Source organism: Paraburkholderia terricola, assembly GCF_900142195.1.
In the GTDB taxonomy this organism is placed as follows: domain Bacteria; phylum Pseudomonadota; class Gammaproteobacteria; order Burkholderiales; family Burkholderiaceae; genus Paraburkholderia; species Paraburkholderia terricola.
Map to the genome: position 1 here is coordinate 18,950 of NZ_FRAB01000062.1, position 11,436 is coordinate 30,385.

At 64.7% G+C, this 11,436-nt stretch carries 4 protein-coding genes and 1 pseudogene; all 5 read left to right on the top strand.

What is annotated here, in order from left to right; all coding sequences use genetic code 11:
* Positions 1-9: 9 nt before the first annotated feature.
* The 5 genes and pseudogenes from BUE39_RS31110 to lacZ all read left to right on the top strand — a co-directional run bounded on the left by BUE39_RS31110 (position 10) and on the right by lacZ (position 11,258).
* Positions 10-2,073: a DNA topoisomerase III gene (locus BUE39_RS31110; protein WP_011114056.1), complete on the top strand. Its 2,064-nt coding sequence runs from the start codon at positions 10-12 to the stop codon at positions 2,071-2,073.
* Between the two features lie 21 nt (positions 2,074-2,094).
* Positions 2,095-2,484, top strand: a complete 390-nt coding sequence (locus BUE39_RS31115) for a protein TraD (protein WP_006122510.1) — start codon at positions 2,095-2,097, stop codon at positions 2,482-2,484.
* A gap of 3 nt (positions 2,485-2,487) precedes the next feature.
* Positions 2,488-6,834 carry a zincin-like metallopeptidase domain-containing protein gene (locus tag BUE39_RS31120; protein WP_011114055.1) on the top strand — a complete coding sequence of 1,449 codons (4,347 nt, stop codon included), beginning with the start codon at positions 2,488-2,490 and terminating at the stop codon, positions 6,832-6,834.
* A 680-nt stretch (positions 6,835-7,514) separates the two neighbouring features.
* Positions 7,515-8,138, top strand: a pseudogene (locus BUE39_RS35280) (recombinase family protein); the annotation flags it as partial.
* A gap of 57 nt (positions 8,139-8,195) precedes the next feature.
* The gene (gene lacZ, locus BUE39_RS31135; RefSeq protein WP_073432473.1) at positions 8,196-11,258 is read left to right on the top strand and encodes a beta-galactosidase; all 3,063 of its coding nucleotides are present in this window, start codon (positions 8,196-8,198) and stop codon (positions 11,256-11,258) included.
* Positions 11,259-11,436 lie beyond the last annotated feature (178 nt).

An 11,436-nucleotide genomic window follows, 5' to 3' on the forward strand; every position in this document is an offset into this window, starting at 1 on the left:
AGACACACCATGCGCCTTTTCATCGCAGAAAAGCCGTCCGTCGCCAAGGCCATCGCCGGCGAGCTGGGCGCGACCGGCAAGGGCGACGGCTTCATCGAGTGCGGCACCGACAAAGTGACCTGGTGCTTCGGGCACATGCTCGAACAGGCCGACCCCGACGAGTACACGCCCGATGACGTGCCGCGCGGCCAGTCCGGCAAGAAGGTCTGGCGCGTCGATGAGCTGCCCATCATCCCCGAGAGCTGGATTCTCAAGCCCAAGGACGACGCGAAGAAGCAGCTCGCCGTGATCGGCAAGCTGCTCAAGGAGGCCAAGGAGATCGTCAACGCCGGCGACCCCGACCGCGAAGGCCAGTTGCTGGTTGACGAAGTGCTGGAGCACTTCCGCAACAGCAAGCCGGTGCGCCGCTTTTGGGTGAGCGCGCAGGACTCCGTTTCCGTCAAGCGCGGCCTGGCCGCGTTGAAGGAGAACACCACCTATGCAGGCTGGGCCGACGCTGCACGCGGGCGGCAGCGCGCCGACTGGCTGATCGGCATGAACCTCAGCCGCGCGTACACGCTGCGCGCGCAGCGCGGCGGCTCGCGCGCCCTGCTGACCGTGGGCCGCGTGCAGACGCCGACGCTGGCCCTCGTGGTCGCCCGCGACCGCGAGATCGAGGCATTCAAGGCCGTGCCGTACCACACCATCCGGGCGGTGGTGCAGCACGCCGGCGGCAGCTTCGCCGCCGCATGGAAGGCGAAGGAGGATCAAGCCGGTCTGGACAGCGAAGGCCGCCTTGTCGATACCGCCGTCGCCGACGCCCTGGTGGCCGCCGTCAAGGGCCAGCCGGGCACCATCGCCGCGTACAAACAGGAGGCCAAGAAGCAGAACCAGCCGCTGGCCTTCGCCCTGTCCGACATTACGGCACTGGCCTCGGCCAAGTTCGGCTACAGCGCCGAGGACGTGCTGAACACCTGCCAGGCGCTCTACGAGACGCACAAGCTGACCTCGTACCCGCGCACCGACTGCGCCTACCTGCCGGAGTCGCAGCACGCCGACGCGCCGCGCGTGCTGGAGGCGATCAAGCACGTCAACCCCGAACTGGCCGGCCTGGTCGATGGTGCCGATCCGCGTATCAAGTCCAAGACGTGGGACGACTCGAAGATCACCGCGCACCACGGCATCGTGCCGACCATGCAGAAGGGCAGCAAGGCCGCCCTCAGCGAGCGCGAGCGCAACATCTACGACCTGATCGTGCGCGCCTACCTGGCGCAGTTCTACCCGCTGCACGAGTACATGCAGACCACCGTGGGCGTCGAGATCGCGGGCGAGAACTTCGCCGCGAGCGGCAAGGTAGTCACGCGCAACGGCTGGCGTGACGTGTACAGCCAGGCCGACGAGGAAGGCGAGAAGGACGAGGACGACGACAGCGGCACGCAGGCCCTGCCGTCGATGGCCCAGGGCGACGCCGTGACCTGCACGGACGCCACCCGCAAGGACGCCAAGACGAAGCCGCCAGCGCGCTTTACCGAGGGCACGCTGATCCGCGCGATGGAGAACATCCACAAGTTCGTCAGCGATGCCGAGCACAAGAAGATGCTGCGCGAGGGCGACGGCATCGGCACGTCGGCCACCCGTGCGTCGATCATTTCCGAGTTGAAGCGGCGCGAGTTCCTGGCCGTCAAAGGCAAGCAGATCATCAGCACGACCCTCGGCCGCAGCGTCATCGACGCGCTGCCCGAGGTTGTGAAAAGCCCGGTGCTGACCGCGCTCTACGAGCGGATGCTGAAAGGCGTCGAGCAGGGCACGGCCGCCCTGGACGCCTTCATCACGAAGCAAGAGACGTTCATCCGCGACCAGGTGGCGAAGGCCAACAGCGGAGCCGTGACCATCGCCGGCGGCAAGGAAGCCGCGCCGGTGTCATCCCTTCACAAGTGCATGGCCTGCGGCAGCGGCTTGTCGCGCCGGCCGAGCAAGAAGAAGGGGCAATTCTGGTGGGGTTGCAGCAACTTCCCCACATGCAAGCAGACCTACCCCGACCTCAAGGGTCGGCCCGACTACAGCAAGGGCCGCAACGGCCCGGCATCCGAATGACCACAGCGAAGGAGATCGACCATGAACGAGCAAACCACCACCAACACCGCCGCCCACGACGAGCCGCTGGCCGTCCTGCCGCCGGTTGACGACGACGCCGCCGGCCGCGAGGCCGTGCGCGAGAAGATGGCCGACGCGCTGACGCCCGGCTTCCAGGTCGAGTTCGACCCCGACGAAGCCGAGCGCGTGGGCGCGTTCGTGGAGGACGCGCTGTCCGAGCAGGACGCCGCCGCGAGCGGCGACGACCTGGTGGAAGTCGATGGCGCGCTGGAGCCGGCATTCCTGGACGACGAAGGCCCGAGCGCCGACATCCCGCCGTTCATCACCACCACGAACGCCCGCGAGCTGTACGACCTGCGGCCCGGCGAGACGGTTGCCCAGGCCGCCGCGCGCAAGGCGTCGGAGGGCTGACCCATGCCGATCACGAAAGCCGAGGCGCAAGGGGTGACGCGGGCTTTCGTCCGCGACTACCCCGGCGCGCTGGAGCTGGCCTACAAGTTCCGCGAGGACGCGGCCGAGCTGTACGGGCCGCGAGCGGCCGAGGTGCCGGCCGACATGAAGGGCGGCTACGTGCCCAAGGAGACGCTGCACGCCGGCCGCGCCTACCGTGGCCGCGTGGACGTGCCCTTGCAGAACGTCGAGAGCGCCGGCGACCTACTGATGACGCTGCGGCACGAGGTGCTAGGCCACTACGGGGCCAACACCTTCGCGCCGGGCGAGAAGCGCGCCTTGCTGGACGGCCTGGCGGCCGCCCGCAACGAACCCACCCTCAAGCCGCTATGGGATGACGTGAACCGGCGCTATGCCGGCCAGTCCCTGGACGTGCGCGCCGAGGAAGTGTTTGCCCTGCACTGCGAGGGCATCGAGCCGAGCCAGCACCAGGTCGCCGACCAGGTGCAGCAGCGCGGCCAACAGTCATTCACGGAAACCTGCATCGCCCGCGTGCGGCCCATGCAGGCCGACGACCTGCACAACATCGTGTGCATGGTCGCCCAGGGCCTGCGCGACCGTTCCCGGACACAGCAGAACTTCCCTCAGTTCAACGAGCTATTCCGAAGGGACGAGAACATGGAGCCGAAGAAGCCGTTTCACGAAGTCGTGGCCGAAAAGCTGATCGAGCAGCTCAAGGCCGGCACCGCACCGTGGCAAAAGCCGTGGGAGCCGGGCGAACCCAACGCCTACCTGCCGATGAACCCGACCACCGGCAAGCGGTACAAAGGGATCAACGCCATCCACCTGATGGCCCAGGGCCGCAGCGATGCGCGCTGGATGACCTACAAGCAGGCCGCCGCCGTGGGCGCGCAGGTTCGCAAGGGCGAGAAAGGCACGCCGGTTCAATACTGGAAGTTCAGCGAAGAGCAAGACAAGCTGGACGACAGCGGCCGGCCCGTCCTCGATGCGAAGGGCCAGCCGGTCAAGGAAACCGTCATGCTGGAGCGGCCGCGCGTGTTCTTTGCGACCGTGTTCAACGGCGAGCAGATCGACGGCCTGCCGCCGCTCCAGCCGAAGAAGGAACAGACTTGGAACGCCGTCGAGCGCGCCGAGCACATCCTGAAAGCCTCGGGCGCGACGATCACCCACGCCGCCGGTGATCGGGCGTTCTACCGCCCTTCGACCGACAGCATCACCCTGCCGGAGCGCGGCCAGTTCCCCAGCTCCGACCGCTACTACGCGACCGCGCTGCACGAGCTGGGCCACTGGACGGGCCACGCTTCGCGCCTTGACCGCGACCTGGCGCACCCGTTCGGGAGCGAGGGGTACGCCAAGGAAGAGCTGCGCGCCGAAATCGCTTCCATGATCGTCGGCGACGAGCTGGGCATCGGCCACGATCCGGGCCAGCACGCCGCCTATGTGGGTTCGTGGATCAAGGCGCTGCAAGACGAGCCGCTGGAGGTGTTCCGCGCGGCCGCCGATGCCGAGAAGATTCACGACTACGTGCTGGCCTTCGAGCAGAAGCAGGTTCAGGAGCAAGACCAGCAGCAGAGCCAGGCCCAGGACGAAGCCGTGGCCCAGGCCCTGGCCGTGGACATTGCCGAAGTCCTGGACAACCCGGACGTGTCTTTCAGCCACTACCAGGCATTCCAGGGCGACACCCTGGAAGACGCCTTGCGCAGCCGTGGCCTCGAAACCGTGGGCAGCATCACCGGCACCGATCCCGAGCAGTTCTACGCGGTCGCGCATGACCGGCTGTCGCCGGTGTTCGGCATCGACCCGAGCCACACCGACACCGACAACGCCTACCTGGAGCGCAAGGGCTTGGCGCAAGAGTTCGCCAACATGGCCGAACAGCTCCACCTCGCGCAGCAGCTCCAGCAGCACGGCGAACAGATCGTGTCGAGCATCGACGCCGAAGCCAGGTGGAGCGACGGCCAGCGCATCTTTGCGTTCCACGACCAGGACGGTGAACCCCACCAGGTTCGCAGCCTGGACGAGCTGAACAACTACGCGCCCGACCAGTTGATGGCCCTGCCGGCGCTGACCCAGCAGCAAGCGGCCGTCGCAGACCAGGAGGCGAACATGACCCCACCGACCAACGACCAGGCGGCCGCCCTGCTGGCCGCCCATCCTGCCGACGCGGTGCAGGGCATCGAGCAGGCCGCCGCCGCGCGCCGGCAGCTCGCCGCCGGCGAGATCGACGGCCAGGCGTTCGCCGACGCGACCCGTCAACACCTTGGCGTTGAGCTGCCGCCCGACTGGAGCGGAGAGCTGCGCATCGTCGGCGTGGCCGAGCAGGACGGCCAGACCGTCGATGCCGCCCAGGCCGGCATCGAGCCGCAGGCGTTCCAGGTCTACGCGCGCAAGGCCGATGCGCAGTTCGGCGAGGACGCCTTTGCCTTCGTCGCCGGCACCCGCACCGAGGGCCAGGCCGAGGCTCTGACCGAGCGCCTGCACCTGGTCGATGCGCTGGGCACCGACAACCAGCACGAGCGCGCCGCCAAGCTGGCCCGCGTGCAGGAAGAGCGTGTACGGCGCGACCCCAACGCGACCGAAGAGGACATTTCAGCCGCTAAAGAGGCACGCAAGACCGCCGAGGCGTCGGCCATGCTCAACGACAGCGACGCGCAGCGCCGCGCGGCCGAGCTGGAGCGCCAGGAACGCGAGCGGCAGCAGGCGCAGCCGCAGGCCGAGAAGCCCGAACGGCAGTACATCAACGTGCCGTACAAGGAGAAGGACGAGGCCAAGAGCCTCGGGGCGCGTTGGGATCGGCAGCAACAGTCCTGGTACGTGCCGCCGGGCACCGATGCCGCTCCCTTCGCCAAATGGGCGCAGGGAGCCGCTACAGCGGCCGTAGAGCCGCGTTCGGCCCAGCCGGCACCCGAAGCCCAGGGCGAGGCGCAGAAGCCCGCGCAGCAGGCCCAGCAGGCCCGCCAGTACCTGGCCGTGCCCTACGAGCAGCGCAACGCGGCCAAGGCCGCCGGCGCGCTTTGGGACAAGGCCGCGAAGTCCTGGTATGTCGGCCCGCGCGCCGACGCGGCGAAGCTCGAACGCTGGAAGCCCGAGAACGTGCAGGCCCAGCAAGGGCCAGCGATGACGCCAAGGGAAGAGTTCGCCGAGGCCATGCGCAGCGCCGGCCTGTTCACCGGCAGCAACGCCCAGGGCGATCACCCGATCATGGATGGCAAGCGGCACCGCGTGCCGGTCGAGGGCGGCAAGAAGGGCGCGCTCGATGGCTTCTACGTGGGCCACCTGGACGGGCACCCGGCCGGGCGGATCATCAACAACAAGACCGGCACGGACATTACCTGGAAGAGCAAGGGCTACGCCTTGAGCGACCAGGAGAAGGCCAAGCTCCAGGCCGAGGCGGCCGAGAAGCTGGCACAGCGAGCCGTCGAGCAGGACAAGGCCCAGGAGGCCACCGCGCAGCGCGTCGGTCGGCAGATGGCCGACCTCGTGCCCATCGAGCAGCCGACGCCCTACCTGCAAGCCAAAGGCATCCAGGCGCAGGCCGGCGTGATGACCGACCGCGAAGGCCAGAAGACCTACATCCCGGCCTTCGACGCAGAGGGCAAGCAATGGACGATGCAATACATCCAGGAGGACGGCACTAAGCGGTTCGCCAAGGACTCGAAGAAGGAAGGATGCTTCCACCCGGTCGGCGGCATGGACGCCCTGGCGGCCGCGCCGGCGCTGGTGATCTCGGAGGGCTACGCCACGGCGGCCCAGGTGGCCGAGGCCGTGGGCCACGCCACGGTCGCCGCCTTCGACAGCGGCAACCTTGAGGCCGTGGCGAAGGCGCTGCACGCCAAGTTCCCGGACAAGCCGATCATCATCGCCGGCGACGACGACCGGCACCTGGTCATGACCCACGGCAACAACCCCGGCCGGGAGAAGGCCGAGGCGGCCGCCCAGGCCGTGGGCGGCAAGGCGATCTTCCCGATCTTCGCGCCGGCCGAGAACACCTACCCGCGCGACTTGCCCGCCATCACGCCCGACAGCTTCAAGACCCACCTGCGCGCCGAGCAGCGCCTTGCCGACGCCGCCGCCGGCAAGGTCGAGCTGGCCGGCGACGAGGCGGCCAAGCTCAAGGCGTCGATGTTGAGCGGCGCGCAGATCGCGGCGCTGTCCACGATGAAGCAGCACACCGACTTCAACGACTTGGCGCACAAGAGCGAGCTGGGCATCGAGGGCGTGAAGCGGCAGATCGGCGCGGCCATCAGCCAGGTGCAGCGCGACGAGCAGCAGCACCAGGAGCAGAAGCACGTCGAGAAAAAGCAACAGCAGATCGAGCAGCGCCCACGGCGGGCCGCTCGCATCGGATAAGTCGAAAAATCCGGCTAAAGTGGCCGAGCTGCACATCAGGCCGCGCGGTTTTCCTCCCTGATCGCCGGCGCGGTTTCTTCCTCCCTGAACCGCATGCAGACTTGCCGCCTCGGACACCCCGAGGCGGTTTTTTTTCGCCTCGCTCGAGCATCGCCGCATCCGACGATGCCGAGACGACCAGGCCGCGCACGTCGAGCTGCAGCATCGCCATTGCCGACGATGGCACCAGGTCGCCGGCGGTGGCCACCGACCTCGAGCTCGCATCGCCACATCCGACGATGCGCGCCGGCGTCGACCATCGCCAGGTCTGACGATGGCGGCCGCCCTGCCCTGGATCTCGCATCGCCATTTCTGGCGATGAGATCCACGGAGCGGCCATTTAGACCCGCCAATAACGACCCGGCCAAGATAAATCGCATGACGGCCTTTTTGGCCGGGGGTAGCATGACCGGACACTTTGCGTATACCCAAAATGACCGGAGGAACCCATGACCAGCCGCAACGGCTACTTCCCAGGCAAGACCAAGGCGAAGCGCAGCGCGATCATCACGCCGCGCACCGCCCAGGAAACACAGATTGCGGCCATGCCGCGCCAGTCACGCGCAGCGCGCCAGGCGCTCGCCAAGACGCCACCGCTGCGCGTCGGCGGCGATGGCCTGGTCGAAGGTGCCGACCGCATCATGCGGACGCCGACCGAGCACCAGGCCGCCGGCGTCGCTTTCAAGGTCGCGCGCATCTACTTGCGCGTCAGCACCGACGAGCAGGACTTGACCAGGCAGGCCGCCATCGTGGAGAGCACCAGGGCCGCCGGCTTCTACGTCGCCGGCATCTACCGCGAGAAGGCTTCGGGCGCTCGCGCCGATCGCGCCGAGCTGCTGCGCATGATCGGCGACCTGCAACCCGGTGAAGTCGTCGTTGCGGAGAAGATCGACCGCATCAGCCGCCTGCCGCTGCCCGAGGCCGAACGCCTCGTGGCCTCGATCCGCGCCCAGGGCGCGCGCCTGGCTGTCCCTGGCGTGGTCGATCTATCCGACCTGGCCGCCGAGGCGAAGGGCGTGGCAAAGGTGGTGCTGGAGTCGATCCAGGACATGCTTTTGAAGCTGGCGTTGCAGATGGCCCGCGACGACTACGAGGATCGCCGCGAGCGGCAGCGGCAGGGCGTCGAGCTGGCGAAGGACGCCGGCCGCTACACCGGCCGCAAGGCCAACACAAAGGTGCATGAACGCATCGTGGCGCTGCGCAGCGCAGGCCACAGCATTCCAGAGACGGCCAGGCTGGCCGGGTGCAGTGAAAGCCAGGTCAAGCGCGTATGGGCGCTGCACAACCACTGTCTCTTGATCAGATCTGGCCGCCTAGGCCGAATTCCCGGGGATCCCGTCGTTTTACAACGTCGTGACTGGGAAAACCCTGGCGTTACCCAACTTAATCGCCTTGCAGCACATCCCCCTTTCGCCAGCTGGCGTAATAGCGAAGAGGCCCGCACCGATCGCCCTTCCCAACAGTTGCGCAGCCTGAATGGCGAATGGCGCTTTGCCTGGTTTCCGGCACCAGAAGCGGTGCCGGAAAGCTGGCTGGAGTGCGATCTTCCTGAGGCCGATACTGTCGTCGTCCCCTCAAACTGGCAGATGCACGGTTACGATGCGCCCATCTACACCAACGTGACCTATCCCATTACGGTCAATCCGCCGTTTGTTCCCACGGAGAATCCGACGGGTTGTTACTCGCTCACATTTAATGTTGATGAAAGCTGGCTACAGGAAGGCCAGACGCGAATTATTTTTGATGGCGTTAACTCGGCGTTTCATCTGTGGTGCAACGGGCGCTGGGTCGGTTACGGCCAGGACAGTCGTTTGCCGTCTGAATTTGACCTGAGCGCATTTTTACGCGCCGGAGAAAACCGCCTCGCGGTGATGGTGCTGCGCTGGAGTGACGGCAGTTATCTGGAAGATCAGGATATGTGGCGGATGAGCGGCATTTTCCGTGACGTCTCGTTGCTGCATAAACCGACTACACAAATCAGCGATTTCCATGTTGCCACTCGCTTTAATGATGATTTCAGCCGCGCTGTACTGGAGGCTGAAGTTCAGATGTGCGGCGAGTTGCGTGACTACCTACGGGTAACAGTTTCTTTATGGCAGGGTGAAACGCAGGTCGCCAGCGGCACCGCGCCTTTCGGCGGTGAAATTATCGATGAGCGTGGTGGTTATGCCGATCGCGTCACACTACGTCTGAACGTCGAAAACCCGAAACTGTGGAGCGCCGAAATCCCGAATCTCTATCGTGCGGTGGTTGAACTGCACACCGCCGACGGCACGCTGATTGAAGCAGAAGCCTGCGATGTCGGTTTCCGCGAGGTGCGGATTGAAAATGGTCTGCTGCTGCTGAACGGCAAGCCGTTGCTGATTCGAGGCGTTAACCGTCACGAGCATCATCCTCTGCATGGTCAGGTCATGGATGAGCAGACGATGGTGCAGGATATCCTGCTGATGAAGCAGAACAACTTTAACGCCGTGCGCTGTTCGCATTATCCGAACCATCCGCTGTGGTACACGCTGTGCGACCGCTACGGCCTGTATGTGGTGGATGAAGCCAATATTGAAACCCACGGCATGGTGCCAATGAATCGTCTGACCGATGATCCGCGCTGGCTACCGGCGATGAGCGAACGCGTAACGCGAATGGTGCAGCGCGATCGTAATCACCCGAGTGTGATCATCTGGTCGCTGGGGAATGAATCAGGCCACGGCGCTAATCACGACGCGCTGTATCGCTGGATCAAATCTGTCGATCCTTCCCGCCCGGTGCAGTATGAAGGCGGCGGAGCCGACACCACGGCCACCGATATTATTTGCCCGATGTACGCGCGCGTGGATGAAGACCAGCCCTTCCCGGCTGTGCCGAAATGGTCCATCAAAAAATGGCTTTCGCTACCTGGAGAGACGCGCCCGCTGATCCTTTGCGAATACGCCCACGCGATGGGTAACAGTCTTGGCGGTTTCGCTAAATACTGGCAGGCGTTTCGTCAGTATCCCCGTTTACAGGGCGGCTTCGTCTGGGACTGGGTGGATCAGTCGCTGATTAAATATGATGAAAACGGCAACCCGTGGTCGGCTTACGGCGGTGATTTTGGCGATACGCCGAACGATCGCCAGTTCTGTATGAACGGTCTGGTCTTTGCCGACCGCACGCCGCATCCAGCGCTGACGGAAGCAAAACACCAGCAGCAGTTTTTCCAGTTCCGTTTATCCGGGCAAACCATCGAAGTGACCAGCGAATACCTGTTCCGTCATAGCGATAACGAGCTCCTGCACTGGATGGTGGCGCTGGATGGTAAGCCGCTGGCAAGCGGTGAAGTGCCTCTGGATGTCGCTCCACAAGGTAAACAGTTGATTGAACTGCCTGAACTACCGCAGCCGGAGAGCGCCGGGCAACTCTGGCTCACAGTACGCGTAGTGCAACCGAACGCGACCGCATGGTCAGAAGCCGGGCACATCAGCGCCTGGCAGCAGTGGCGTCTGGCGGAAAACCTCAGTGTGACGCTCCCCGCCGCGTCCCACGCCATCCCGCATCTGACCACCAGCGAAATGGATTTTTGCATCGAGCTGGGTAATAAGCGTTGGCAATTTAACCGCCAGTCAGGCTTTCTTTCACAGATGTGGATTGGCGATAAAAAACAACTGCTGACGCCGCTGCGCGATCAGTTCACCCGTGCACCGCTGGATAACGACATTGGCGTAAGTGAAGCGACCCGCATTGACCCTAACGCCTGGGTCGAACGCTGGAAGGCGGCGGGCCATTACCAGGCCGAAGCAGCGTTGTTGCAGTGCACGGCAGATACACTTGCTGATGCGGTGCTGATTACGACCGCTCACGCGTGGCAGCATCAGGGGAAAACCTTATTTATCAGCCGGAAAACCTACCGGATTGATGGTAGTGGTCAAATGGCGATTACCGTTGATGTTGAAGTGGCGAGCGATACACCGCATCCGGCGCGGATTGGCCTGAACTGCCAGCTGGCGCAGGTAGCAGAGCGGGTAAACTGGCTCGGATTAGGGCCGCAAGAAAACTATCCCGACCGCCTTACTGCCGCCTGTTTTGACCGCTGGGATCTGCCATTGTCAGACATGTATACCCCGTACGTCTTCCCGAGCGAAAACGGTCTGCGCTGCGGGACGCGCGAATTGAATTATGGCCCACACCAGTGGCGCGGCGACTTCCAGTTCAACATCAGCCGCTACAGTCAACAGCAACTGATGGAAACCAGCCATCGCCATCTGCTGCACGCGGAAGAAGGCACATGGCTGAATATCGACGGTTTCCATATGGGGATTGGTGGCGACGACTCCTGGAGCCCGTCAGTATCGGCGGAATTACAGCTGAGCGCCGGTCGCTACCATTACCAGTTGGTCTGGTGTCAAAAATAATAATAACCGGGCAGGCCATGTCTGCCCGTATTTCGCGTAAGGAAATCCATTATGTACTATTTCAAGCTTCGGCCGCCTAGGCCGCGGCCGCCGCGTTTAATGACCAGCACAGTCGTGATGGCAAGGTCAGAATAGCGCTGAGGTCTGCCTCGTGAAGAAGGTGTTGCTGACTCATACC

Coding starts and splice junctions, on each gene's coding strand:
- BUE39_RS31115 (WP_006122510.1), top strand. CDS start 2,095: ATGAACGAGCAAACCACCACCAACACCGCCGCCCACGACGAGCCGCTG.
- BUE39_RS31120 (WP_011114055.1), top strand. CDS start 2,488: ATGCCGATCACGAAAGCCGAGGCGCAAGGGGTGACGCGGGCTTTCGTC.
- BUE39_RS31110 (WP_011114056.1), top strand. CDS start 10: ATGCGCCTTTTCATCGCAGAAAAGCCGTCCGTCGCCAAGGCCATCGCC.